Origin of the sequence: Pasteurella canis (assembly GCF_900454865.1) — a bacterium.
Classification (GTDB): domain Bacteria; phylum Pseudomonadota; class Gammaproteobacteria; order Enterobacterales; family Pasteurellaceae; genus Pasteurella; species Pasteurella canis.
Window position 1 is genome coordinate 909,698 of sequence record NZ_UGTV01000015.1, and the last position, 25,811, is coordinate 935,508.

Below are 25,811 nucleotides of genomic sequence, written 5' to 3' on the forward strand. Positions count from 1 at the left end.
CTCTTTTTAGTAAAAATGGCTAGTGTTATTTAAAACTATCTAATTGTTGTAACGCTGCAATACGCTTTTCTAAAGGTGGGTGGCTCATGAATAATGCTGCTAAACCTCCACGTTTGCCATTAATTGCAAATGCAGCAAGCTGCCCTTCTAGCTCTTGTGGCTCATGCAAACTTTGTAAACGTTGCAAAGCCGCAATCATTTTTTGTTTACCGACCAATTCAGCTGATCCTGCATCAGCACGAAATTCACGGTAACGAGAAAACCACATTGCAATGATACTTGCTAAAAATCCAAAAACAATTTCTAACACCATAGCAACTAAGAAATAAATTCCTGAACTACTTTCACCATCACGGTTACTTGATACGACTTTTGCAATCATACGAGAAACAAAAATCACAAATGTATTCAATACACCCTGTAAAAGAGTCATCGTCACCATATCGCCATTTTTGATATGTGCAACCTCATGCGCCAAGACTGCTTCTGCTTCATCACGAGTCATAGCTCGTAACAGACCCGTACTCACCGCAACTAAGGAATTATTTTTACTTGCTCCCGTTGCAAATGCATTCACATCCTCCGAGTGATAAATAGCCACATCTGGCATAGGTAAATTTGCACGTTCGGCTTGTGAGCGAACAGTATTCATTAACCAATGCTCTGCTTCATTACGAGGCTCTTTAATCACTTCAGCACCAACAGATCGTAATGCCATCGTTTTAGATAGAAAGAGAGAAATTAAAGAACCAGAAAAACCGAATAATGCTGCCATGATTAACAAACCAGTAGCATCTTGTGCTTGTATCCCAGTTAGGCTCAAAATAATATTAAATACGACTAGAACAGCCATGTTAGTCGCTAAAAAGAGTAAAATTCTCATCATAATAAAAAATCCTTATCGTTAGGTTAAATAGCTTGTGTTGTAATATAGTAGCAAAATTGTTAAATGCAAGAGGTATTATTAAAATTTTACCATAAGCTCATTTGTTCTAGCTGATGGGATACTTTTTCATTTGGTATACTTAAATGTAAACCGATCAAACGAATCTCTCTTCCTGCTGTACGACACCAAATTTGTCTTAATAACAATGCAAAACTTTCTTGAGTCAATGTTAATCCTGTTTTTTCTAATGTAGTCACTTGAAAATCAGCAAATTTCAGTTTCACACCAATTTTATGCAAAGTTGTTAAAGGCAAAGTAGGTAAAGCCTGATTAATACGCTGAATTAGTGATGGATAAAGTCGTTCTAATACAACTATAGCTTCTGATAAATTGATAATATTATACTTCAAAGTTGTTTCGACACTGATCGACTTTAATACTTTGTGAGGTTCAACTTTACGTTCATCTATCCCATGACTGAATGCCCAAATACGCAGTCCCATTTTACCAAACCGCTCCAACAATAACACTTTACTAGTATTTTGGATATCTGTACAAGTTTGTAATCCCATCGCTAATAAACGTTGATAAGTTACTTTACCAACTCCTGGAATCTTGTTTAATGGTAAATGTGCAAGAAAATTATCCACTTCTTCTGGCTTAATCACAAACTGACCATTTGGTTTATTTTGCTCTGAGGCAATTTTAGCCAAAAACTTCAAAGGTGCGATACCCGCTGAGGCTGTTAATCCTAATTCAGTAGAAATGGCTTGCCGAATCTCTGTCGCTATCCAAGTGGCAGATCCCGCACACTTATCACAATCAGTGACATCTAAATAAGCCTCATCCAGAGAAAGCGGTTCAATGAGATCGGTATAGCGTTCAAATATTTTCCTAATTTGTTTCGAAATTTGTTTATATAGTGGCATATTAACAGGTAAAAGGACTAAATCAGGACATAATTTTAATGCTTGTGCGGTTGACATTGCACTATGTAAGCCAAATTGACGAGCGACATAGTTACAAGTCGCTAGCACACCTCTATTTTCGACAGAACCTCCAACAGCAACTGGCTTACCTATTAAACGAGGATCGTCACGAGTCTCTATCGACGCATAAAAACAGTCCATATCAATATGAATAATTTTACGACTCATTGATATCATAGTAGCAAAGAAAAAGTGCGGTCAAAATTTTTTAAAATCTAACCGCACTTTAGCACAGAAAACTGTATAAATAAACAGTTATGTATGAGCTAAACTCAATACTTTAGAAAACAAACGTTTAAACACTAATGGAATAGATTGAGTCCCTCTTTTTGCTATTTCATTAGATAAGGCTATAGCTAAATCTGGTTTAGAAGTACGCTGAATAGCACGCTGAATGATTTTTGTCATTGGATAATAAGTTGACTTTGCCTCCCAATGTGCAAGACGGATAAAAACATCTGCAAATCCATTCACATAAAAAAAATGTTCAATATCACGCTTAGGTAACATTGTTATCCTTTCTGTCAACGGTGTGTTGTCATCCAACATTATTCTTACAACATCTCGATAGTTTCTTCCTGCATCATCGCCATCGACTAAGACATACCATTCGATACCCATCGCTTTAGCATACTTGATTAATGGTTTTAATCCACTCTGTGCAAATTCAACGATACGAATTCCTTCCATATCTAAATTCAATTCTAATAATTTAGCCAGTTCGGATAAAATCCAAACCTCAGTTTCTCCTTCTACTAATATCCACATACTAGAAAAAAGTGCTAAGCTTCGATTATGATGGATATGAAAACTTAAACGTCGAAAATCTTCTTTATTTAAATCACGCCGACTAAGCTGAAAACTTTTTGTTTTTTCTGATGTTCTTACCAAACGACAAATAGATCCTAACTGGACTTGTGAAATCAACTCTACCGAATTCGTAGTAGTAATACGTTGCACAGGTAAATAGCTTACTAATTCCCACATAATTGCTACCATACGTGGATGTAATCTTGCATCAGGATCTTCAAATAAAATAATAGGACGAGTAAAGCGTCCGAAATGAATATACTTATTTTTAATAAATAACGAAGCTAATGAAAAAAATAACTTTTTACGTAAACGATGCGTTTCATCTTGCTTCAATTTCAAGCAAAGTAGTTTTGCTTTATGCCAAAGGAGTGTCGTATCTTGCGTTATATCACTCACATTTTTATGGCTTAAAAAATAATGGCATAACAATATCATAACAGCTTGAATTTCATCTTGAAGATCGTCATTCACTTTTGATGTTACTAAATTAAATGCATAATGTGGACGATTTAAACGTGCATCACGGAAACGATAAACAGGGTGACGTGCAATTAAAGAGAAAACCAACTCATTGACATTTTCAACTGGAACTGCATCACCATTTTCATCTAGAAATGAATATTCTGTATGGATATTTTGTTGTGAGTCTATCTCTCCTTCAACACGTAAATATAAACGTTGATATCCATCCAAATGATTCACAAACAAGTTATGCTGTACATAAGGCTTATTATATTCCTCATTATTTTCCCTTTTATCATTTTCACAAAAAGTAAATAGTAGCGTTAGATGACGTACAGATTGTGATTGCCCTGTGGGAATATGAAAATCTGTTAAAGTGAACTGGTATAAATCTTGTTCCGCATTAAAAATTAAACTCAATGCTGAAAGTAAACTTGACTTCCCCCACATATTTTCCCCGATAAGTACCATATCAGGTCGAAAATGGATCGATAGACGATTAATACCACGAAAACCAACAACCTCTAATTGCCGCAAATACATAAACACCTCTTGTTTTTTTTCTTGCCCAATCTAGAATGGAAATATTAAATGTTCTTTAAGGAAAATAATAATATGTACGAAGGACTTCTGATTGTGCTATGCCCACTTTTCATTGGGTATCTAATAAAAACAAATAATACTATTATCTTAAAATCAATTAATACTATTTTAATGATACTACTTTATATCATTTTATTCATTATGGGATTTTCTCTTGGGCAATTAGATAATTTAGCTCAGAAATTACCTATCATTGCTGTCTCCGCTGCTACATTTGCATTTATTATTCAGTCATTAAATTTAATAGGTTTAATTACTTTTGATCGTTTTTTCCCAAAACCTTTAAAAATCTGCAAACAAGAAATGCCATCACGTTGGAAATTACTATTAGATTCGAGCAAGTTATGTTCAATGGTATTGTTCGGATTTATTGTCGGCTATTACACTAAAACGATTACTACACTACCAAAAAATGCTAGTACCTACGTATTAGTCTGCTTGATTTTTTCTGTAGGTATTCAATTAAGAAACAATGGAATTTCACTACGTGAAGTTCTTTTTAATAAACGAGGTTTAATCACAGGGATGATCTTTATTATCACTTCATTAGTTGGAGGTATAGTATCTGCAATTATTTTACATTTGCCAATTACTCAAGGATTAGCAATTGCTTCTGGCTTTGGTTGGTATTCATTATCAAGCGTGATTATCAATGATGCATGGGGACCAATATTTGGTAGTATCGCTTTTTTTAATGATCTTTCACGTGAAATCACCAGTCTATTTGTTATCCCATTTCTAATGCATAATCATCGTTCTTCTGCTGTGGGGATTTCTGGGGCAACTGCGCTAGATTGTACATTACCAATTATCCAAAAATCAGGAGGGATAGAAGTAGTACCACTAGCTATAAGTTTTGGATTTATTACGAATATCCTTCCTCCAATTTTATTAGTCTTTTTTTCTTCATTCCCAATTTAATTAAAAAATTGAAAAAAGCTATTGGAAACTAGAAAGAGCAAAAAAATAAAGATAAAAAAAGATAAACTAGAATAATGATGCGGTAAGCTAATAACATATGGGTTCAATAAATATAATGAAGATTACTATATTAAGATTAAGTAGAGTGAAATTCAGATAACTTCAGAGTTCGATAACCTCTTTTACCCAATAAATTGAATTAAGATAAAATAAGAGATATAAAATGAAGTAAGCTGAAGTAAAAAGAGGCTGAGCTTTGTTTTAGTTTGCTTTAGTTTGGCTTGATTTGGCTTGCTTTGATTTGCTTTGGTTTGCTTTAGTTTGATTTGGTTTGCTTAGTCTTGTCTGCTTTAGCTTTATCTGATTTTATTCCAACTAGATTTTTTCCGCTGCCACTTTATCTCACCCTCCTTCCCATAACAAAAAACCCCAGGTATCTCTACCTAGGGCCTCTCATTTCTACCTGGCGGTGTCCTACTCTCACATGGGGAAGCCCCACACTACCATCGGCGTTACAGCGTTTCACTTCTAAGTTCGGCATGGAATTAGGTGGGTCCACTGCACTATCGCCGCCAAGATAATCCTGTTTGATGATTTACTCTCATCTCGTTCTTCACATCTTCATACTCTACCCTCATCCAGTACAGTATAAGATTCTCAATTGTCAACAAGCTGAACTACTATCCTTTCTCTCCAACCCCTACAGTCAGAAACATGTCGTCTTGTATTAAAAATACTTGAGCGTTGTATAGTTAAGCCTCTCGGGCAATTAGTATCTGTTAGCTCAACGTCTCGCAACGCTTACACACCAGACCTATCTACGTCGTAGTCTACAACAACCCTTACTGACTCTAAGTCAGGGATGACTCATCTTAAGGCAAGTTTCGTGCTTAGATGCTTTCAGCACTTATCTCTTCCGCATTTAGCTACCCAGCAATGCCTCTGGCGAGACAACTGGAACACCAGTGATGCGTCCACTCCGGTCCTCTCGTACTAGGAGCAGCCCCTTTCAATCATCCAACGCCCACGGCAGATAGGGACCGAACTGTCTCACGACGTTCTAAACCCAGCTCGCGTACCACTTTAAATGGCGAACAGCCATACCCTTGGGACCTACTTCAGCCCCAGGATGTGATGAGCCGACATCGAGGTGCCAAACACCGCCGTCGATATGAACTCTTGGGCGGTATCAGCCTGTTATCCCCGGAGTACCTTTTATCCGTTGAGCGATGGCCCTTCCATTCAGAACCACCGGATCACTATGACCTGCTTTCGCACCTGCTCGACTTGTCTGTCTCGCAGTTAAGCTTGCTTATACCATTGCACTAACCTGACGATGTCCGACCGTCATTAGCAAACCTTCGTGCTCCTCCGTTACGCTTTGGGAGGAGACCGCCCCAGTCAAACTACCCACCAGACACTGTCCGAGTACCCGTTTCAGGCACTTCGTTAGAACATCAAACGTTAAAGGGTGGTATTTCAAGGACGCCTCCAACAACACTGGCGTGTCATCTTCAAAGGCTCCCACCTATCCTACACATCAAAATTCAATGTTCAGTGTCAAGCTATAGTAAAGGTTCACGGGGTCTTTCCGTCTAGCCGCGGGTACACCGCATCTTCACGGCGATTTCAATTTCACTGAGTCTCGGGTGGAGACAGCCTGGCCATCATTATGCCATTCGTGCAGGTCGGAACTTACCCGACAAGGAATTTCGCTACCTTAGGACCGTTATAGTTACGGCCGCCGTTTACTGGGGCTTCGATCAGGAGCTTCTCTTTCGATAACACCATCAATTAACCTTCCAGCACCGGGCAGGCATCACACCCTATACGTCCACTTTCGTGTTTGCAGAGTGCTGTGTTTTTAATAAACAGTTGCAGCCAGCTGGTATCTTCGACCGGTTCAACCTTCAATCGCGAGGATTTACAATCTACGCCGGCGCACCTTCTCCCGAAGTTACGGTGCTATTTTGCCTAGTTCCTTCACCCGAGTTCTCTCAAGCGCCTGAGTATTCTCTACCTGACCACCTGTGTCGGTTTTCAGTACGGTTTAGATAAACCTGAAGCTTAGTGGCTTTTCCTGGAAGTGTGGTATCAGTTACTTCAGTGCCGTAGCACCTCGTCATCAGCTCTCAGTGTTGTATAAGAGACCGGATTTGCCTAATCTCTCCACCTACCACCTTAAACGACCATCCAACAGGTCGATAACCTAACCTTCTCCGTCCCCACATCGCAGTTTATCCAAGTACGGGAATATTAACCCGTTTCCCATCGACTACGCTTTTCAGCCTCGCCTTAGGGGCCGACTCACCCTGCCCCGATTAACGTTGGACAGGAACCCTTGGTCTTCCGGCGAACGAGTTTTTCACTCGTTTTATCGTTACTTATGTCAGCATTCGCACTTGTGATACGTCCAGCAAACCTCTCGATTCACCTTCATCCGCTTACACAACGCTCCCCTACCCAACAGAATAAAATTCTGATGCCGCAGCTTCGGTGCTATATTTAGCCCCGTTACATCTTCCGCGCAGGCCGACTCGACTAGTGAGCTATTACGCTTTCTTTAAATGATGGCTGCTTCTAAGCCAACATCCTAGCTGTCTAAGCCTTCCCACTTCGTTTCCCACTTAATATAGACTTTGGGACCTTAGCTGGCGGTCTGGGTTGTTTCCCTCTCCACGACGAACGTTAGCACCCGCCGTGTGTCTCCTGAGTATCACTCTTCGGTATTCGCAGTTTGCATCGGGTTGGTAATCCGGGATGGACCCCTAGCCGAAACAGTGCTCTACCCCCGAAGGTGTCCGCTCAAGGCTCTACCTAAATAGATTTCGGGGAGAACCAGCTATCTCCCGGTTTGATTGGCCTTTCACCCCCAGCCACAAGTCATCCGCTAATTTTTCAACATTAGTCGGTTCGGTCCTCCAGTTAGTGTTACCCAACCTTCAACCTGCCCATGGCTAGATCACCGGGTTTCGGGTCTATACCTTGCAACTAAAACGCCCAGTTAAGACTCGGTTTCCCTTCGGCTCCCTTATTCAGTTAACCTCGCTACAAAATATAAGTCGCTGACCCATTATACAAAAGGTACGCAGTCACCCTTTCGGGCTCCCACTGCTTGTACGTACACGGTTTCAGGTTCTATTTCACTCCCCTCACAGGGGTTCTTTTCGCCTTTCCTTCACAGTACTGGTTCACTATCGGTCAATCAGGAGTATTTAGCCTTGGAGGATGGTCCCCCCATCTTCAAACAGGATTTCTCGTGTCCCGCCTTACTTATCGTAAACTTAGTACCACAACCTGGACTTCGAGTACGGGATTATCACCCTCTGTGATTTGGCTTCCCAGCCAATTCCTCTGTCTCTGTTGTTATCACTTACTGGCTCCTCCGCTTTCGCTCGCCGCTACTTACAGAATCTCGGTTGATTTCTTTTCCTCGGGGTACTTAGATGTTTCAGTTCTCCCGGTTCGCCTCATTATCCTATTTATTCAGATAATGATAGTAGATTCTTCATCTACTGGGTTTCCCCATTCGGACATCTTGGATTAAACGCTTCTTATCAACTCATCCAAGCTTTTCGCAGATTAGCACGTCCTTCTTCGCCTCTGATTGCCTAGGCATCCACCGTGTACGCTTAGTCACTTAACTATACAACCTCAAGTACTTTTCTATACTTAATGTTGCTATTAACTACTAAACACTTGACTGCCTTTTCTCAGTCAAGATTTTTTCTACTCAGACTTCATGTTATTCATCACTTTATATTTACATTACTTACTTCTAAATACAAAGCAATAAACTTGAAAGTCTCTTCAGTTTTTCAGCTTGTTTCCAATTTTTTAAAGAACTAATAGACAAAAATAAACAACCTAATATAAAACTCATTACATCATCTTTATATCAGTTGTTTTACTATCATCATTGCTAAATATTTTAATTGATTAAGTAACTAACAACTTATCAAATAATTAAGTTATTAATTATTTGAAAGCTTAATAAAACTTAACCAAAAATATTTAGCAATGATGATTTTTGGTGGAGATAAGCGGGATCGAACCGCTGACCTCCTGCGTGCAAGGCAGGCGCTCTCCCAGCTGAGCTATATCCCCATTTACATCATAATACTATCAACTAGAATCCCATTTGCTTATCACTCATCATTGAGTGGTGGGTCTGAGTGGACTTGAACCACCGACCTCACCCTTATCAGGGGTGCGCTCTAACCACCTGAGCTACAGACCCAACAGGATTTTAGGTTACTTCTCTAATTTACACAATTCATCAAACAATCTGTGTGAACACTTGCTGTCGTCCCATTTTAGGTAAGGAGGTGATCCAACCGCAGGTTCCCCTACGGTTACCTTGTTACGACTTCACCCCAGTCATGAATCATACCGTGGTGAACGCCCTCGTTTCCGTTAAGCTATCCACTTCTGGTACAACCCACTCCCATGGTGTGACGGGCGGTGTGTACAAGGCCCGGGAACGTATTCACCGCAACATTCTGATTTGCGATTACTAGCGATTCCGACTTCATGGAGTCGAGTTGCAGACTCCAATCCGGACTTAGATGCACTTTCTGAGATTCGCTCAACGTCGCCGTCTCGCCGCCCTCTGTATGCACCATTGTAGCACGTGTGTAGCCCTACTCGTAAGGGCCATGATGACTTGACGTCATCCCCACCTTCCTCCAGTTTGTCACTGGCAGTCTCCTTTGAGTTCCCGACCAAATCGCTGGCAACAAAGGATAAGGGTTGCGCTCGTTGCGGGACTTAACCCAACATTTCACAACACGAGCTGACGACAGCCATGCAGCACCTGTCTCTAAGTTCCCGAAGGCACAAGCTCATCTCTGAGCTCTTCTTAGGATGTCAAGAGTAGGTAAGGTTCTTCGCGTTGCATCGAATTAAACCACATGCTCCACCGCTTGTGCGGGCCCCCGTCAATTCATTTGAGTTTTAACCTTGCGGCCGTACTCCCCAGGCGGTCGATTTATCACGTTAGCTTCGGGCACCAAACATAAAGTCCAATCCCCAAATCGACAGCGTTTACAGCGTGGACTACCAGGGTATCTAATCCTGTTTGCTCCCCACGCTTTCGCACATGAGCGTCAGTACATTCCCAAGGGGCTGCCTTCGCCTTCGGTATTCCTCCACATCTCTACGCATTTCACCGCTACACGTGGAATTCTACCCCTCCCTAAAGTACTCTAGACTCCCAGTCTGAAATGCAGTTCCCAAGTTAAGCTCGGGGATTTCACATCTCACTTAAAAGTCCGCCTGCGTGCCCTTTACGCCCAGTTATTCCGATTAACGCTCGCACCCTCCGTATTACCGCGGCTGCTGGCACGGAGTTAGCCGGTGCTTCTTCTGTAATTAACGTCAATGATATTATCTATTCAATAATACCCCTTCCTCATCACCGAAAGAACTTTACAACCCGAAGGCCTTCTTCATTCACGCGGCATGGCTGCGTCAGGGTTCCCCCCATTGCGCAATATTCCCCACTGCTGCCTCCCGTAGGAGTCTGGGCCGTGTCTCAGTCCCAGTGTGGCTGGCCATCCTCTCAGACCAGCTAGAGATCGCAGGCTTGGTAGGCCTTTACCCCACCAACTACCTAATCCCACTTGGGCTCATCTTATGGCAAGTGGCCTTACGGTCCCACCCTTTCATCTCTCGATTATACGCGGTATTAGCTGCAGTTTCCCACAGTTATCCCCCTCCATAAGCCAGATTCCCAAGCATTACTCACCCGTCCGCCACTCGTCAGCAAAAAAAGCAAGCTTTCTTCCTGCTACCGTTCGACTTGCATGTGTTAAGCCTGCCGCCAGCGTTCAATCTGAGCCATGATCAAACTCTTCAATTCAAAGTTCAATCGCTCAATAAACTGCTTAGCTAAAGTTTACACTTCTATTTAATATTAAGCTCTTAATATTAAATCAGTATGAATTTTCAGTTATAAGCACCTATTAAGACTTCAATAATTAAAATTTTTTTCAAAATGAAATCAATCAACAAGTGCCCACACAGATTGTCTGATAAATTGTTAAAGAACAAAACTGGTCGGCGAGATAGGATTTGAACCTACGACCCACTGGTCCCAAACCAGTTGCGCTACCAAGCTGCGCTACTCGCCGACACTAAATAATTTGGGGTGGCTAATGGGACTTGAACCCACGACAACCGGAATCACAATCCGGGGCTCTACCAACTGAGCTATAGCCACCATCAACTTTAGTTTTTATTGCATTAAACCTCTGGCACGCTCGACAGGATTTGAACCTGCGACCTTTGGCTCCGGAGGCCAACGCTCTATCCAACTGAGCTACGAGCGCTCATCGCGTCGTTGCGGGGCGTATATTAATGAGTTACAAAACACTTGTCTAGTACTTTTTTGAAAAAAAAACTCATTAGATAGTTTTTTGTTCAATTTGGATAGGAATTTTTAAATATACGCCTATTTCTTATGAATTTGAAGTTATTTGATTATTTTATTACGCGAATTAAATACAACTAAAAATAACAATGCAACTAAAAACCCTATAGTTGCCCCTGATATCCCCCAACATAAACGATTAGGTGAAGCAGGCTCGAGCGGCTGAGTAGGTCGTTTAGCATAACGATACGCCGTAAACTGCTCATCTAGTGGGCTGACGGCTCTCATCATTTGTAACTGTCCTTGCCAATCTTGCTTAAAATCAACTACATTTGATGTATTTTTCCCCAAGTTAAATTCTGTCGCATTCTTAACACGTTCAAATACCACTTTCCATTTTGTGATTAAATTACTATAGATAACTTGACGAGTTTCCTGATTAACATAATCAATAAATGCACTCAGTAATTCTGTAGCCAGTTTTGGATTTTCAAGCTCAAGAGTGATTGTATCAGCAAGTTCATTAGAATGCCCCATCTGAAATTTTATATTCTTTATTAACTTTTCTAATAAGGCAAGATCAATATGGGATTCACCTGTTTGTTTTTGTTTATAATATTCACTAGTCTGCCAAAAATGACGAATTAGATTGTCTGAATTTAACTGTCTTCTAAATTCATGATAAACAATATCTGTCTCATCTATGTTGTTATTATCTTGTTCTTGAATAAATTGATAAGTAGAGGAAAGTGAGTAATAGTTACCTAATGAAACAACATTTGGTCTTTCTACTTTTGCCTCTGCAATCCAAGACTTATTCACAGAAAAACTACTCCCATAAGCAATAACAGCTCCAATAATACTGATACTGATCATAGAAAAGATGTTTTTTAATAAAGTGCGGTCTGTTTTTTCAAAATTTTCTGTTTGAGTCATTATTTGCTCCTTGTTTGAATACGTTTTGCTCTTCTTTTCATTCGACGGATCCAACGTGTAATACGCCATGCACGAGTAATTGAGTAAGAATACATAAAAAATAAAAGGATGAAGCCACCAAACATGAGCCATTCATTAATATAGAAAATTTCCCCAAGAATTCCTATCACAGCACAAATTAGTGCAGCAAACGTAATAAGTAGAAATGCTTGTCTAGAAGTCAAACCTGCTCGCATCATAAGATGATGTATATGTAGTCGATCTGGGCGAAATGGACTTTTACCCTTACGTAATCGACGATACATAATGGCGACCATATCAATTAATGGAATAGCGATAATCCAAAGAGCGGTAACAGGATTCATAGGATGTCCTTTACCTTGTGTACTTAATAACAAAATCCAAATAATTGTAAAACCAATAAGAGTACTTCCAGCATCCCCCATGAATACTTTAAATTTGGCACCTAATGGAATACCGAGGTTCATCATAAAATAAGGTAAAATAGCAATAATTAGTGCAAAGCTCCAATAAGCGAGATCAAGTTGGTTATCCATAACCAACAAAATACCTATTGAAGCAAATGCTACACTAGATAAACCACCCAATAACCCATCAATACCATCAATCATATTAAAGGCATTAATTGCAGCAATGGTTGCTAATACTGTAATAATTAGACCTATTGAGCCAAGTGTTAATTGAAATGGTCCTATAATCTGCCCTAAATGATCTAAATACAGATTACCAAGATCAATCATCAACACCGCTAATATTGCTTGGACTCCTGCACGTAAAAATGGACTAATATCAAAACGATCGTCAATAATGCCTATAACTAATAAAATAAAAATACTAAATAGATAAAGCGTAGGCAACCGCATTTGCTCCCATTCTAATAAATAGAAACAAAAATTTCCGACAAACAACGAAATGCCACCTATGAGAGGGATAGCACCTTGATGTTTTTTACGGTAATTTGGTTTATCGACTAAACCAAATTTATTAGCAATAGGGCGCATGATAAGCAATGTTAAAAAAGCCCCTAAAAAAGTAACAAATAGACTCAACAACATTAGAAATTTCCTTTGAAGTTTTATGGGCGAAGAATACCATAAACCTTTTTTCTTCCATAAATATTTTTATCTATTTACTACTTTTTACAGTAAAATAAAAATAATTTGATTTATAACTTAGGATTTTATTATGACAACCTCTGCATCTTTATTTCAACGTGCACAACACACTATTCCTGGTGGCGTAAACTCACCAGTAAGAGCCTTTAAGGGCGTTGGTGGTACTCCTATTTTCATTGAAAAAGCACAAGGTGCTTATATTTTTGACACAGAGGGAAAACAATATATTGATTATGTCGGTTCGTGGGGACCTATGATTCTGGGGCATAATCATCCCACTATTTTAAATGCTGTAATAAAAACTGCAGAAAATGGTTTAAGCTTTGGTGCACCGACACTATTAGAGATCGAACTTGCTGAATTGGTTTGCTCTCTTATTCCATCTATGGAAATGGTTCGTATGGTCAGCTCAGGGACTGAGGCAACGATGTCTGCCATTCGGCTTGCTCGAGGTTATACTAAGCGAGATAAAATCATTAAATTTGAAGGTTGTTACCACGGGCATGCTGATTCATTATTAGTAAAAGCAGGATCGGGGGCGCTCACGTTAGGACAGCCAAACTCTCCAGGTGTTCCAGCTGATTTTGCTAAACACACCTTGACCTGCCAATATAATGATCTTGAATCTGTCAAACAAGCATTTATACAATTTCCGAATGAAATTGCTTGTATCATCGTTGAACCTGTTGCTGGCAATATGAATTGTGTTCTACCTAAACCACATTTTTTACAAGGTCTACGAGAACTTTGTGATCAATATAATGCGGTATTTATTATTGATGAAGTTATGACAGGCTTCCGTGTTGCTTTAGGCGGAGCACAGTCTTATTACAATGTAAAACCCGATTTGACTTGCCTTGGCAAAGTCATTGGAGGTGGTATGCCAGTTGGCGCATTTGGTGGTAAAAAAGAAATTATGGAATATATTGCACCAACAGGTCCAGTTTACCAAGCAGGGACATTATCTGGTAACCCAATTGCCATGGCAGCTGGATTAGCTTGTTTAAATGAACTCAAACAACCAGGTAATGAACAACAGCTTACAGTACAGACTGAAAAATTAGCTTTAGGTCTAAAAACATTAGCAAAGAAACATCAAGTACCTTTTGTCGTTAATTACGTAGGCGGTATGTTCGGTTTATTTTTCACAGACCAAGAAGAGGTATCTTCTTATCAGGATGTCATGACATCTGACATACAAAAATTTAATAGTTTTTTCCATAATATGTTAGCAGAAGGTATCTACCTTGCACCTTCTGCCTTTGAAGCGGGCTTTATGTCTTTAGCCCATTCAGAGCAAGATATTGAACGTACTTTACAAGCTGCTGATATTGCGTTCGCCGCTTTAGCGGGTAATTAATCACAAAATATGACAAAAACAGACCGCACTTTTGTAAAGCAAATCTAAAGTGCGGTCATTTTTTCAGTGGCTTTACTGACTTTTTAGTGCAAGACTTGATAAAGTCGATCTTTCAATTTTGCTCTTTCAGTTGCAGTAAGCGCCTTATTCTGATGATTAGTCAAAATAAAGAAATCTTCAGCTCTTTCACCAATTGTGGTAATTTTTGCATTCAGCAAATTCAATTTTAACTCACTAAATACTTGGCTCACTTTAGCTAATAAACCCGTTTGATCTAGCGCAAATAATTCCATTTCAGTCTGTTCTGGACGGTTTTCTTTTAAAAAACGGATCTCTGTTTTTACGTTAAAATGAGCTAATTTAGGATTAGGCAATACTGTATTTTTTATCGGCTGAGTTGTGCTAAGTGCTTTAGTAAGTGCTTTTTCTAAACTACGACGACGCTCAAATTTTACTAATTGACCATCTAATTCGGTCACAATAAAACTATCAAAGACATATCCATCATGACTCGTTATAATTTGTGCATCATGAATACTAAATTTTTTTGCTCCAATTGTGGTCACGACGTTATTAAATAAATTAGGTTGATCTTTACAATACACAAAAACCTCTGTTCCACCCTCTGAAAATCGATTACTAATTTTCACTAATAATTCTTGATTTGACTCACATAATAATTGTGTATGCCATGCAATTTGTTTTGGTGTATTACGCAAAAAATATTCATCTGGACATCTTTGCCAGATTGCTATGATTTGTTGTTCGTTAATTTCCGTATTCTGAGCTAACAATGCTAATGCTTGCTGACGATGTGTATCAATTTTTTGCTGATGATCAAGTAAACAATCCATACCTTGATCAAATTGTTGACGGGTAAACTGGTATAAAGTAGCAATTAATGTACGTTTCCAGCTATTCCATAATGTTTCATTCGTTGCACAAATATCAGCAACAGTTAAACAAGTCAAATAATCTAAACGGACTTGGTTTTGTACTGTTTCTGCAAAATTTAATACCACTTCTGGATCATGAATATCACGTCTTTGTGCCGTCACGGACATTAATAAATGTTCTTTTACTAACCATACTAATGTCTGAATCTCACGCTGATCAAAACCATGTAACTGAGCAAATTCTGCAACATCAATAGCCCCTAATTCAGCATGTTCCCCTCCCCTCCCTTTTGCAATATCATGAAATAATGCAGCAATATATACTAAAGTGCGGTCGTTTAATCGTGGAAATATTTGACTGCACACAGGATGTATTTGCTGACTTTCGGGATCTAAAAAATGCTCTAACTTCAATAAAGTGCGTAACGTATGTTCATCAACAGTATAACAATGAAATAAATCAAATTGCATTAACCCTGCTATATGATGCCATTGTGGTAAATAAGCATTTAATACTCCATATTTGTGCATAGGTACGAAAGCTCGCTCAATAGCTTTAGGTTGATTAAATAAACGTAAGAATTTTTCTCGTGCAATCGGATAATCACTCAGGCATCTATCTAATTGCTTAAGTGAAAGGTGTAGCTGACGCAATGTTGAAGAATGTATTTCAGCTTGATGATATTGGGTTAAATGAAAAAAAAGATCGAGAATTATTTCAGGTTGTTGTATAAAAATCTGAGGCTGTCTTAAGCAAATTGCATTATTTACGCGTTGAAAATAACTATCTAAGATTTGTATTTGAACAGTATCGTCAGTTTGTAAAAAATGTTCATGATAATGTTTAACTAACAAATCACTTAATAAAGAAATTGTTTGTAGTGCTTGAAAAAATGCTTTCATCATCTTCTCTACACCATGATTTGATGAAGCATCAAATCCCAATAATTCGGCAACTCGGATTTGCCTCTCAAACAAAAGGCGATTGTCATAGCGTTTTAACATTAAATGTAACGCAAAACGTACTTGGAATAAAAACTGCTGACTTTCTTGTAACAACCCATATTCTTCAGGATAAATAAAGCCTGATTTTAAAATATCATCTAAATTTTTAGCACCAGTATGGCGTAATGCTATCCAATACAATAAATGTAAGTCACGTAATCCACCTGGACTATGTTTAATATCTGGTTCAAGGTTGTAACTGGTATTATTATAACGTTGATAGCGTAAAGTACGTTCTTCTGTTTTGGCATAAAAGAAAATATCGCATGGCCAAAAATCAGCTTGTTGTACAAGATTCATTAATTGCTTAAATTGCGTTTTATTACCAATTAAATAACGAGCTTCTAATAAATTGGTTGCAATAGTGATGTCTTGTTGTCCTTCAATGTTGCATTCAGATAAAGTACGCACTGCATGTCCCACATCAAAGCCACTATCCCATAAAAATTGAACAAATTGACTAATTTGATGACTTGTTTTCTGATCAAGCGCTTGTTCAGCTAAAATTAAAAAATCTAAATCTGATAGCGGAAACATTTCTTGACGACCATATCCCCCAACCGCAATAAGCGTTAACTGTGAGTTATCCGCTAATTGAAATCGTTGCCAAAGGTCACACAAAAGCTGGTCACAAAACAGGGTGCGATTCGCAATGAGCTCATATACTGAAAAACGGGCAAAATGTTGTTGCTCAAATTGTTTTAAATTTTCCTTCTGAATTTTAACCGCACTTGCTTGCAACTCTATCACTGGGGAATATGAAAAAAGCATACTTGCCTCAATATTAATATAAAAAATGGCTGAAAATTCAGCCATATTATCTAAGAGATTATTACAAATTCACCATAATACGTTCAATACGTCCTGTCGCGATTTCTTCATCACGAATTGTCATCACTTCACAACCAGTTTCAGTCACAACAAGTTGATGTTCATACTGTGCTGAATGACTACGGTCTTTGGTTTTCACAGTCCAGCCATCTCCCATTAAACGAACTTCTTTTTTACCAGCATTGATCATTGGCTCAATAGTAAACACCATACCCGGTTGTAATATAACACCACCATCATCTGCATAATAATGTAAAACTTGTGGCTCACAATGAAACTCAGATCCAATACCATGTCCACAATATTCTCGTACCACACTAAATCCTTGGCTTTCAGTATATTTTTGTACAGCACGACCAATCTCATTTAAACGAATACCTGGCTTAACAGTTCTCAAGCCAACATATAAAGCTTCTTGTGCTGCTTCACAAAGTTTCTGACTACGTACATTGGTTTCACCCACAATATACATTTTGGAGTTATCGCCAAAATATCCATCTTTGATCACAGTCACATCAATATTGACAATATCACCGTGCTTTAAAATTTTATCATCGCGCGGAATCCCATGACAGACGACTTCATTAATAGAAATACAAGTCGCTTTAGGAAAGCCATGGTAACCAAGACAAGCTGGAATAGTTTTTTGCTGCTCAACCATATATGAATGGCAAATACGGTCTAATTCTCCAGTGCTTACACCTTCTTTGACATAAGGTTCAATCATCACTAATACATCTGAAGCTAATTTACAAGCTTCGCGCAATTTCACAATTTCTTCTTCTGTTCTTAATGGAATTGCCATATTAAAATTTCTCTCCATAAAACTGACTTGTACAAGAATTATAACATTATATTCCTTAAAAATCCTTGATAAATTCTTGAACGGATTAGTCGGTTATTAGATAATACACAAATTCAGTTGAAATTATAGCGAGATAAATTATGACAGATATTTCTGTGCCATTAACCTTTACCGATGCGGCTGCAAATAAAGTAAAAACACTCATTAGTGAAGAAGAAAATCCGAACTTAAAATTACGTGTTTATATCACAGGCGGTGGTTGTAGTGGCTTCCAGTATGGCTTCACATTTGATGAAAAAGTTAATGACGGAGATCTCACTATTGAGAAATCAGGTGTACAATTAGTTATTGATCCAATGAGCCTACAATATCTTATCGGCGGAACAGTCGATTATACAGAGGGTTTAGAGGGCTCTCGTTTTATCGTTAATAATCCTAATGCTTCAACAACTTGTGGCTGTGGTTCATCATTCAGTATCTAATATGGATTTTCAATTTACTTCTCAGTTAGGCTCAATTATCGTGAAATGTTCTATGGAACACGAGGCGATAGCTAATTGGTTTAATAGTGAAGTGCGGTCAGATTCTAATAAAATTCAAGACCTACTTCATCGACTCCAACTACTTAAAGCACAAGAGGAATTTACTTTAATTGGTCACGAATATACGCTTTTTGTTAATCAAGAGGAAATCATGGTTCTTGCGAATAATTTGATGATTGAAAATGATCAACCACTTGAAGATGACTTTCATTATTATGATGAAGAAAGCATCGCTTTTTGTGGAACGGATGATTTTATTCATTTATTACAAGCTTATTTAGATTTTACTCAACCATAATTCTTCGACCTCATTCGAGAATGCCCTATGTCAAAAGTAAAAAAAGCCAAATCGACACGAAAAAAATCTTGGTTCATATTATTCATTAAACTCGCCTTCACTTTGACCTGTCTATTAACTTTCTATGCGGTGTATTTAGATTGGCAAATAAGAACTAAAATGAATGGGCAAATTTGGCGCCTCCCAGCTGAAGTATATAGTCGCATTGAGAGTATCCGCCTTGAAGATCACCTAACATTCGAACAAGTAAAACAATTATTACTTGATAACGAATACCGCCAGACTAAGCTGATTGCAGCACCTGGTGATTTCAAAGTTGAAGACAATACTATCGTGTTATTACGCCGAGCATTTCCTTTTCCTGTACAGCCTGAAGCACAGCGTGTTTTTCGTCTACGCTTTCAAAATGAGCACTTAAATGTTATTGAAGATTTAATTAACCAACATACTATTCCAGAATTTCGCCTCGCACCTAAATTAATTGCAATGCTACAATCAGACAAAGAAGAACGTCTTGCAATTACCTTACAAAATTATCCACGTTTGCTCATTGATGCTCTGTTATTAACTGAAGATCGTCGATTTTACCAGCACGAAGGTATCAGTTTACTTGGCATTGCACGTGCAACAATAACCAATATCCAAGCAGGACATACCGTTCAAGGTGGCAGCACCTTGACTCAGCAACTAGTCAAAAATCTTTTTTTGACGAATGAACGAACATTAACCCGCAAACTAAATGAGGCTTTAATGGCGGTCATTTTGGATTGGCGTTATGATAAAAATCGTATTTTAGAAACTTATCTGAATGAGATTTATTTAGGACAAAGTGGTGATATACAAATTCATGGTTTTGAATTAGCTAGCTATTTTTATTTTGGACGATCGACACGTGAAATTAGCCTTGATCAGATTGCGTTATTAGTTGGGATGGTAAAAGGCCCATCTTTATACAATCCTTGGCGTAATCCTAAGAATGCGATAGAACGCCGTAATGTTGTGTTAGCGTTGTTACGAGATCATAAAGTGATCGGCAACGAACTGTACCAAATGTTAATTCAACGACCATTAGGCGTACAAGAACGTGGGCAAATAACACGTAAATATCCAGCATTCATTCAAACACTACAAGCCGAACTACGTGAACAATTAGGTGAAAATAAGGCTAGTAATTTATTAGGCGCACGTATTTTTTCGACGTTAGATATCAAACAACAAACTCATGCCGAAAATGCTGTTGTCAATGCGACATCGACTTTGCAAGCTAAGCATAAAAATCCTCATTTACAAGCAGCTATGGTTATTGCTGACTATCGTTTAGGTGAAGTACGTGCATTAGTAGGTGGTTTACAAACACAATATGCGGGGTTTAACCGTGCATTAAGTGCCAAGAGACAAATCGGCTCCTTAGTGAAGCCTTCTATCTATTTAGCTGCACTTGCCCAACCCGAGCATTTTCGCTTAAATACTCCTATTCAAAACCAGCCAATCACAATTAATATTAAAGGTAGCCCACCTTGGCAACCACGTAATTACGATCGCAAATACAGTGGTCCAGTGATGTTTATGGATGCCTTAGCTCGCTCATTAAATATTCCAACTGTGAATATCGGTATGCAAGTTGGTTTAACTAATGTCATTGAAACACAGCAAAAAATGGGGTGGGATAAAGTAAAAATTCCAAAAGTACCATCAACTTTATTAGGTGCTTATGCTATTTCACCTTATGAAGTTACTCATTTATATCAAGTCATTGCAAACCAAGGTCAAAAAATTCCATTAGTGACGATTGACAGTGTCACTGATCAACAAGGTAATTTATTATATCAACGTCGTTTAGAACCAGAACCTGTCGTGCCAGCAGAAGCAGCTTACCAGACACTGTATGCTATGCAACAAACCGTTGAGCGAGGCACTGCACGTAGCTTGCAAACGCAGTTTGCCCATTTACACTTAGCAGGAAAAACAGGTACGACAAATGACGCACGTGATACATGGTTTGTTGGGATTGATGGCACACATATTGCCACAGTTTGGTTAGGGCGAGATGATAACGCTGAAACAAAATTGACAGGCGCTTCTGGAGCATTACAAGTATATAGAGACTACTTACAGCGTAATACTACACGTCCTCTGAATTTAGCCTCATTAGCTACAATAGAGTGGATAGGTATTAATGAACACGGTGCTTGGGACTGTACAAGTACACGTAAAATTCCTGTGTGGAGAAATAAAGAGCAATCTTTCTGTCAAACGACTGAATCTATACCATATAAACAAAATATTTGGGATGTATTAGGTCCAGAATACCAATCGCCAAACCTACCTGCTCCAGTAGAAGAAGCAACGGCAAATTAATACACAAAGTGCGGTTAAAATTCTGAAAATTTCAACCGCGCTTCATATTGCACAATAAATGACTTACAAGTTTTTCAGTTTATCCAAAGATGGAGCAAAATAGTAACTACCTGTCACGGCTTTAGTAAAGCCTAACAAGCGATCGGTTTTACCGTCTTTTTCACCAAACATATTCAACAACTGCTGTTCAATATTATATAAAGTTGCACAATAAGCAATAAAGAATAAACCATGCTTACCACTCGCTGTACCATAAGGTAAGCTCTGACGTAAAATCTTTAACCCAACACCATTCTCTTTTAAATCTGTACGTCCTACATGAGATGTATCTAATTTGTTATCTAATTCAACACTATCAGGCTTTGTACGACCAATAACAGTTTCCTGTTTTGCTGTCGTTAGCTTTTCCCATTTAGTTAAATTGTGTTCATAGCGTTGTGTAAATACATAACTGCCATCAATATCATCGCCTTGTGCAATTAATGCCACTTCAGCACGCTTAGCATCCTGTGGGTTTTCAGTACCATCAACAAATCCTGTAAAATCACGCTCTTCAATCCAGCGGAAACCATGAATCTCCTGTTGAACATCAATTGCATTTGCAAACGCTGCCATAGCTGCTTGTGCAACAGAAAAGTTAACATCTGGACGTAATGATTGAATGTGAACTAATAGATCATATTGTGTCGCAGGTGCAGAAGCATCGCCTTTACCTAAAGTCATAAAAGGCTTTAATTCTTGCGCACTCTTTTCGCCTGCTAATTGTTTCCAAACTTTATCACCAAATGCGACAACTGCACCCAATCTAGTATCTGGAAATTGTTGTTGTAATTGGGCTAACTTTTCACAAAACTGACGACTTGCCTCTGGAATTGCAGCTAAGTTTGTAATATTTGCCTCTAAATAAATTGCTGCTTTACAATGTTCTAATAATATACCACTTTGCGCTGTCATGTTATTCTCTCTCTATCAAATCTAAAAAGTGACTCAAATTATAAGCGGTTATGCGTTTTTCAACAAATAAAGTTAGATAAAAGATCATAACCGCTTAGATTAAACTAATAGTGGACAGCTGAACCAGTTGAAATCATTTCTAATTGCATATTTTCACTAAATAATAAGATATCATGGTTTCCTAAAACAGTTGCAGAATCACCCTCAATAGATAATGCCGTGCCTTCTGGTAAGGCATATACTTTTGAATTAGGATTAACGATCAGAAATTCAGCTAGCCTTTCCTCTCGACTCTCACCATTATGTCCTTGTGGCTTACCAGAAATAAAATGTGGATTTATTTGATGTGGAAATAAATTTAAGGCATCGAATGATGGAGGATAAGTAATTGGCATATCATTAGTTGTCATAATAGAACAACCAGCAACATTTGCTCCCGCACTCCAACCAAAATAAGGCGTGCCCGATTCAACTTTAGCACGGATTGCTTCAATCAAGTTATGCTCATACATCCCTTTTAACAAACAAAACGTATTCCCACCACCAATTGCAATCACATCAGCTTGCTCAATCATATCTACATGTTTTGCTGTGCGATGAACAGAAACGATATTCACTTGAAGTTCAGCTAGTGCTTTTTGTACTTTTGCTTCATATTCATCATAAGATTGACGTACACCTGCATAAGGAATGAAAGCGACTGTTTTCCCCTGATAATCAGCTAAAAATTGTTTTAACCACGGGATCGTATGGACTAAATAATCGGTTTGTTGGTATTTAGAACCACTCATTAATAACATTTTTTTCATCATAAGCCTCGCTGTATTTTACACTTAATTAATGCTCTCATTATGCAATGCCTCTCAAGAAAGATAAAAATAAAGTTATGTATTTCGTGAGCGAAATCACACAATCCTGTTGTGATGTTAAATTTCCGTTAAGTCAAATTTAAGAACTCTGATAAAACTTGTGCTTTCAATCACATTTTCAATATGTTCTGTTTATTTTTGTTGCGAAAAAAACTCATAAGCGCATAATTGCATTAACGAAGATAATAATCACTATCATTTAGGTTAGTTATATGAGCCGTTTTCACTGGATACGATATATTTTTTTCACTGTTATAGTTTTTCTCTTTTCTACTGCACAAGCCAAAGATAATTATGCACAATGGGTACAAGATATTGAAAGTCGCCTAGATAAAACTGCATTGTTATACCAGCAAAACAATATTGATGATGCGCGTACTGAAGTACAGATGGCGTATTTTGAAGTTTTTGAAAATCTAGAAGGTCCAATCCGAATTAATTTCTCCGCACAAAAAAGCTATCAAATGGAAGCCACTTTTGGCGAGATTCGTAAAATGATTGGTGAACAAAAACCACTTACGGAAATACAAAATAAAATTGATGGATTAAAAGCGGAGCTGCACGCTGTCTTGCCAGCTCTGACAGAAGGACATCAACTCAATGCTTCTGGACAACATGATGTTTATACTAATCAACACATTGCACAACATTGGCAACAAAGTTTTAAAATCATTGATGATTTATTAGCACAAGCTATTACAGCTTATGAAAATAGTGATTTTACTCAAGCTAAAAAACTCGTCCAGCAAGCACAATATGATGGTTTTAAAAACTCAGAAATGGAAATGTCAATTCGTCAAAACCGTTCAGCCGCAATTTCTGCAGGAATTAACCAACAGTTTTATGATTTGATCCGTTTGAGTGATAAACCTGATCAAATAAATCATCTAGGCTACCAAATCACAGTATTACTGCAAGATATTGAAGAGCAATTACCTGATTTACCAACCACACGTGAGCATCAAGTTGCACAATCATCAGCAGTGCAACTCACTGATGATACACTAAATCAAGATTGGAATAAGATCACGACTGAAATCAATCAAGGTATCCAACAAGCTATTACATTATATCAACAAGGTGATAGTAAAAAAGCAATGCTTACAGTACAAGATACTTACTTTGATGTGTTTGAAAGTAGTGGTATGGAAAATAAAATTGGCTCGCGTGATAGCCAATTTAAAGCTAAGCTTGAAGGCTATTTCACTCGCTTAGTCAGCTTAATTAAAGCGAATGCCAGCATAAATCAATTACAAGAACAGGCTACAGGTTTAGCACAAGACCTGAATAATGCAGTAGATATGCTACAAGGTGAAAACCAAAGCCATTGGTCGATGTTCCTTTATAGCTTACTGATTATTTTACGTGAAGGTCTAGAAGCATTACTCATTGTAGCTGCAATTATCACTTATTTGATCAAAAATAATCATCAAGACAAACTCCCTGTGATTCGCCAATCTGTATATATCGCATTAATAGGTAGCTTAATTACTGCAGCAATATTCCAGTTAGTCTTTTCAAATGCGGGTGCTAGCCGAGAGCTATTAGAAGGCTTCACTATGATGATCGCGGTAGTCATGTTATTCATGATGAGTTATTGGTTACTTTCTAAGGTTGAGGCACAAAATTGGAAACGTTATTTAGAAGGTAAATTATCTACTGCCCTAACTACAGGATCATTAGTTGGTTTATGGCTAACTAGCTTTTTAGCGGTCTATCGTGAAGGTGCCGAAACTGTCCTGTTTTATTATGCTTTAGCTGGTGATGCCACAACTGCTGTGAGTTATTTCTATCTTTTGGCGGGCTTTTTTGTTGGCATTATTATTCTGGCAATTTGCTACTTCATCATGCGCTATACCGTCGTGAAATTGCCATTAAAACCATTCTTTATGTTCACTGGCATATTTATGTATCTCATGGCATTTGTTTTTGCAGGAAAAAGTGTTCTTGAGTTAATTGAAGGTAAATTATTTGAACCCACCCTCATTACAGGTATCCCTGAAATTAGTTGGTTAGGTATTTATCCTTATGTTGAAACATTACTACCACAAGTTGTTCTAATTTTTGCAGCAATTTTTGCTTTGTTCTATATGAAGTATCAAAGTAATAAAGCTATTTAATATTATATATCAATACTTAAAGATTGAGAGGAGATTGAGTATGAAAAAAGCACTTTTCACAACAACCTTGTTAGCTAGCATTTTGGCTGCACCATCCGCATTGGCATTTAAAGAATATCCAATCGGTGAGCCAGTTGAAATGAATGGTATGGAAATTGCAGCAGTATATCTACAGCCAGTAGATATGGAGCCACGTGGTATGGGGCTGCCTGCAGCAAAATCTGATATTCACTTAGAAGCAGATATCCATGCGATTAAAGGTAATGTGAATGGCTTCGGTGAAGGTGAGTGGATGCCATATTTAACTATCAACTATACTTTAGTAAATACGGATACAGGTGAAAAACAAGAGGGAACATTTATGCCAATGGTAGCTGGCGATGGTCCACACTATGGTTTAAATATTAAAATGATGGGTGTAGGTAACTACAAATTGACATACCACATTGAGCCACCACCAAAAGCAGGTATGCACCGCCACACTGATGAAGAAACTGGTGTGGGTCGTTGGTGGAAACCATTTGATGTAAACTATGAATTTAAATACACAGGTTTAAATTGATAAAAAGATAAGGTGCGTGATAAACGCACCTTCGCTATTTGTTATCTACTCTTTTATATTTCCAATGACTATTTCCACATCAAAATAGTCAT

At 38.2% G+C, this 25,811-nt stretch carries 16 protein-coding genes, 5 tRNA genes and 3 rRNA genes; 7 read left to right on the plus strand and 17 right to left on the minus strand.

Annotated elements, in window-relative coordinates:
- Positions 1-25 precede the first annotated feature (25 nt).
- From htpX to DYE19_RS04900, 3 genes are all read right to left on the minus strand, one after another.
- Entirely contained in the window at positions 26-886 is an 861-nt protein-coding gene (htpX, locus tag DYE19_RS04890) for a protease HtpX (protein ID WP_049214548.1), read from the minus strand.
- A gap of 86 nt (positions 887-972) precedes the next feature.
- Positions 973-2,049 carry a DNA polymerase IV gene (gene dinB, locus DYE19_RS04895; protein ID WP_115323577.1) on the minus strand — a complete coding sequence of 359 codons (1,077 nt, stop codon included), beginning with the start codon at positions 2,047-2,049 and terminating at the stop codon, positions 973-975.
- Between the two features lie 81 nt (positions 2,050-2,130).
- Positions 2,131-3,693, minus strand: a complete 1,563-nt coding sequence (locus DYE19_RS04900; protein ID WP_115322822.1) for a DUF2813 domain-containing protein — start codon at positions 3,691-3,693, stop codon at positions 2,131-2,133.
- 72 nt (positions 3,694-3,765) lie between these two features.
- Here DYE19_RS04900 and DYE19_RS04905 point away from each other — a divergent pair, with 72 nt between their 5' ends.
- Positions 3,766-4,674: a LysO family transporter gene (locus DYE19_RS04905; RefSeq protein WP_049214550.1), complete on the plus strand. Its 909-nt coding sequence runs from the start codon at positions 3,766-3,768 to the stop codon at positions 4,672-4,674.
- Between the two features lie 461 nt (positions 4,675-5,135).
- On the opposite strand, the gene rrf is transcribed toward DYE19_RS04905, so the two are convergent.
- The 10 genes from rrf to wecA form a co-directional block, all read right to left on the minus strand.
- A 5S ribosomal RNA gene (gene rrf / locus DYE19_RS04910) occupies positions 5,136-5,251 on the minus strand.
- A 171-nt stretch (positions 5,252-5,422) separates the two neighbouring features.
- Positions 5,423-8,320 (minus strand): 23S ribosomal RNA (locus tag DYE19_RS04915).
- Positions 8,321-8,705: 385 nt separating this feature from the next.
- Positions 8,706-8,781: transfer RNA gene (locus DYE19_RS04920), tRNA-Ala, on the minus strand.
- 56 nt (positions 8,782-8,837) lie between these two features.
- A tRNA-Ile gene (locus DYE19_RS04925) sits at positions 8,838-8,914 on the minus strand.
- 81 nt (positions 8,915-8,995) lie between these two features.
- A 16S ribosomal RNA gene (locus tag DYE19_RS04930) occupies positions 8,996-10,537 on the minus strand.
- Together the 16S, 23S and 5S rRNA genes with 5 tRNA genes alongside form the textbook arrangement of a ribosomal RNA operon.
- Positions 10,538-10,731: 194 nt before the next feature.
- Positions 10,732-10,808 (minus strand) — tRNA-Pro (locus DYE19_RS04935).
- A gap of 13 nt (positions 10,809-10,821) precedes the next feature.
- Positions 10,822-10,897: transfer RNA gene (locus tag DYE19_RS04940), tRNA-His, on the minus strand.
- A 32-nt stretch (positions 10,898-10,929) separates the two neighbouring features.
- Positions 10,930-11,006: transfer RNA gene (locus tag DYE19_RS04945), tRNA-Arg, on the minus strand.
- 143 nt (positions 11,007-11,149) lie between these two features.
- Positions 11,150-11,983: an LPS O-antigen chain length determinant protein WzzB gene (locus DYE19_RS04950; RefSeq protein ID WP_115322823.1), complete on the minus strand. Its 834-nt coding sequence runs from the start codon at positions 11,981-11,983 to the stop codon at positions 11,150-11,152.
- Entirely contained in the window at positions 11,983-13,059 is a 1,077-nt protein-coding gene (wecA, locus tag DYE19_RS04955; RefSeq protein ID WP_160531943.1) for a UDP-N-acetylglucosamine--undecaprenyl-phosphate N-acetylglucosaminephosphotransferase, read from the minus strand. The genes DYE19_RS04950 and wecA overlap by 1 nt, the downstream gene beginning before the upstream one ends.
- A 130-nt stretch (positions 13,060-13,189) precedes the next feature.
- Between wecA and hemL the strand changes: the two genes are divergently transcribed.
- Positions 13,190-14,479, plus strand: a complete 1,290-nt coding sequence (gene hemL / locus DYE19_RS04960) for a glutamate-1-semialdehyde 2,1-aminomutase (protein WP_115322824.1) — start codon at positions 13,190-13,192, stop codon at positions 14,477-14,479.
- A gap of 83 nt (positions 14,480-14,562) precedes the next feature.
- Here the strand turns inward: hemL and glnD are convergent, their stop codons facing one another.
- Both glnD and map read right to left on the minus strand, forming a co-directional pair.
- On the minus strand, positions 14,563-17,151 hold the full coding sequence (glnD, locus tag DYE19_RS04965; protein ID WP_115323579.1) for a bifunctional uridylyltransferase/uridylyl-removing protein GlnD: 2,589 nt from the start codon (positions 17,149-17,151) through the stop codon (positions 14,563-14,565).
- Between the two features lie 61 nt (positions 17,152-17,212).
- Complete coding sequence (map, locus tag DYE19_RS04970) at positions 17,213-18,016, minus strand: type I methionyl aminopeptidase (RefSeq protein WP_049215029.1); 804 nt, start codon at positions 18,014-18,016, stop codon at positions 17,213-17,215.
- A gap of 140 nt (positions 18,017-18,156) precedes the next feature.
- Between map and erpA the strand changes: the two genes are divergently transcribed.
- The 3 genes from erpA to mrcB are packed head-to-tail and all read left to right on the plus strand — an operon-like array spanning position 18,157 to position 21,214.
- Positions 18,157-18,498 (plus strand): iron-sulfur cluster insertion protein ErpA, encoded by a 342-nt coding sequence (gene erpA / locus DYE19_RS04975; protein WP_115322825.1) that lies wholly within the window; start codon positions 18,157-18,159, stop codon positions 18,496-18,498.
- A gap of 1 nt (position 18,499) precedes the next feature.
- Entirely contained in the window at positions 18,500-18,856 is a 357-nt protein-coding gene (locus DYE19_RS04980; protein WP_115322826.1) for a YacL family protein, read from the plus strand.
- Positions 18,857-18,883: 27 nt separating this feature from the next.
- A complete protein-coding gene (gene mrcB / locus DYE19_RS04985) occupies positions 18,884-21,214 on the plus strand; it encodes a penicillin-binding protein 1B (protein ID WP_115322827.1) in 2,331 nt (776 codons plus the stop codon).
- A gap of 63 nt (positions 21,215-21,277) precedes the next feature.
- Here the strand turns inward: mrcB and DYE19_RS04990 are convergent, their stop codons facing one another.
- The gene (locus tag DYE19_RS04990; protein ID WP_115322828.1) at positions 21,278-22,168 is read right to left on the minus strand and encodes a Dyp-type peroxidase; all 891 of its coding nucleotides are present in this window, start codon (positions 22,166-22,168) and stop codon (positions 21,278-21,280) included.
- A 104-nt stretch (positions 22,169-22,272) separates the two neighbouring features.
- Entirely contained in the window at positions 22,273-22,977 is a 705-nt protein-coding gene (gene pepE / locus DYE19_RS04995) for a dipeptidase PepE (protein WP_115322829.1), read from the minus strand.
- Between the two features lie 272 nt (positions 22,978-23,249).
- Here pepE and DYE19_RS05000 point away from each other — a divergent pair, with 272 nt between their 5' ends.
- Entirely contained in the window at positions 23,250-25,157 is a 1,908-nt protein-coding gene (locus DYE19_RS05000) for an FTR1 family iron permease (protein ID WP_115322830.1), read from the plus strand.
- A 40-nt stretch (positions 25,158-25,197) separates the two neighbouring features.
- The gene (locus DYE19_RS05005; protein ID WP_115322831.1) at positions 25,198-25,719 is read left to right on the plus strand and encodes an iron transporter; all 522 of its coding nucleotides are present in this window, start codon (positions 25,198-25,200) and stop codon (positions 25,717-25,719) included.
- Positions 25,720-25,811: the final 92 nt, after the last annotated feature.

What these genes read in the sequence shown, in the direction of transcription:
- DYE19_RS04900 (WP_115322822.1), bottom strand. Translation starts at nt 3,693, where the DNA reads ATGTATTTGCGGCAATTAGAGGTTGTTGGTTTTCGTGGTATTAATCGT.
- DYE19_RS04950 (WP_115322823.1), bottom strand. Translation starts at nt 11,983, where the DNA reads ATGACTCAAACAGAAAATTTTGAAAAAACAGACCGCACTTTATTAAAA.
- erpA (WP_115322825.1), top strand. Translation starts at nt 18,157, where the DNA reads ATGACAGATATTTCTGTGCCATTAACCTTTACCGATGCGGCTGCAAAT.
- mrcB (WP_115322827.1), top strand. Translation starts at nt 18,884, where the DNA reads ATGTCAAAAGTAAAAAAAGCCAAATCGACACGAAAAAAATCTTGGTTC.
- DYE19_RS05005 (WP_115322831.1), top strand. Translation starts at nt 25,198, where the DNA reads ATGAAAAAAGCACTTTTCACAACAACCTTGTTAGCTAGCATTTTGGCT.
- DYE19_RS04990 (WP_115322828.1), bottom strand. Translation starts at nt 22,168, where the DNA reads ATGACAGCGCAAAGTGGTATATTATTAGAACATTGTAAAGCAGCAATT.
- DYE19_RS04905 (WP_049214550.1), top strand. Translation starts at nt 3,766, where the DNA reads ATGTACGAAGGACTTCTGATTGTGCTATGCCCACTTTTCATTGGGTAT.
- DYE19_RS05000 (WP_115322830.1), top strand. Translation starts at nt 23,250, where the DNA reads ATGAGCCGTTTTCACTGGATACGATATATTTTTTTCACTGTTATAGTT.
- glnD (WP_115323579.1), bottom strand. Translation starts at nt 17,151, where the DNA reads ATGCTTTTTTCATATTCCCCAGTGATAGAGTTGCAAGCAAGTGCGGTT.
- pepE (WP_115322829.1), bottom strand. Translation starts at nt 22,977, where the DNA reads ATGAAAAAAATGTTATTAATGAGTGGTTCTAAATACCAACAAACCGAT.
- hemL (WP_115322824.1), top strand. Translation starts at nt 13,190, where the DNA reads ATGACAACCTCTGCATCTTTATTTCAACGTGCACAACACACTATTCCT.
- map (WP_049215029.1), bottom strand. Translation starts at nt 18,016, where the DNA reads ATGGCAATTCCATTAAGAACAGAAGAAGAAATTGTGAAATTGCGCGAA.
- DYE19_RS04980 (WP_115322826.1), top strand. Translation starts at nt 18,500, where the DNA reads ATGGATTTTCAATTTACTTCTCAGTTAGGCTCAATTATCGTGAAATGT.
- wecA (WP_160531943.1), bottom strand. Translation starts at nt 13,059, where the DNA reads ATGTTGTTGAGTCTATTTGTTACTTTTTTAGGGGCTTTTTTAACATTG.
- htpX (WP_049214548.1), bottom strand. Translation starts at nt 886, where the DNA reads ATGATGAGAATTTTACTCTTTTTAGCGACTAACATGGCTGTTCTAGTC.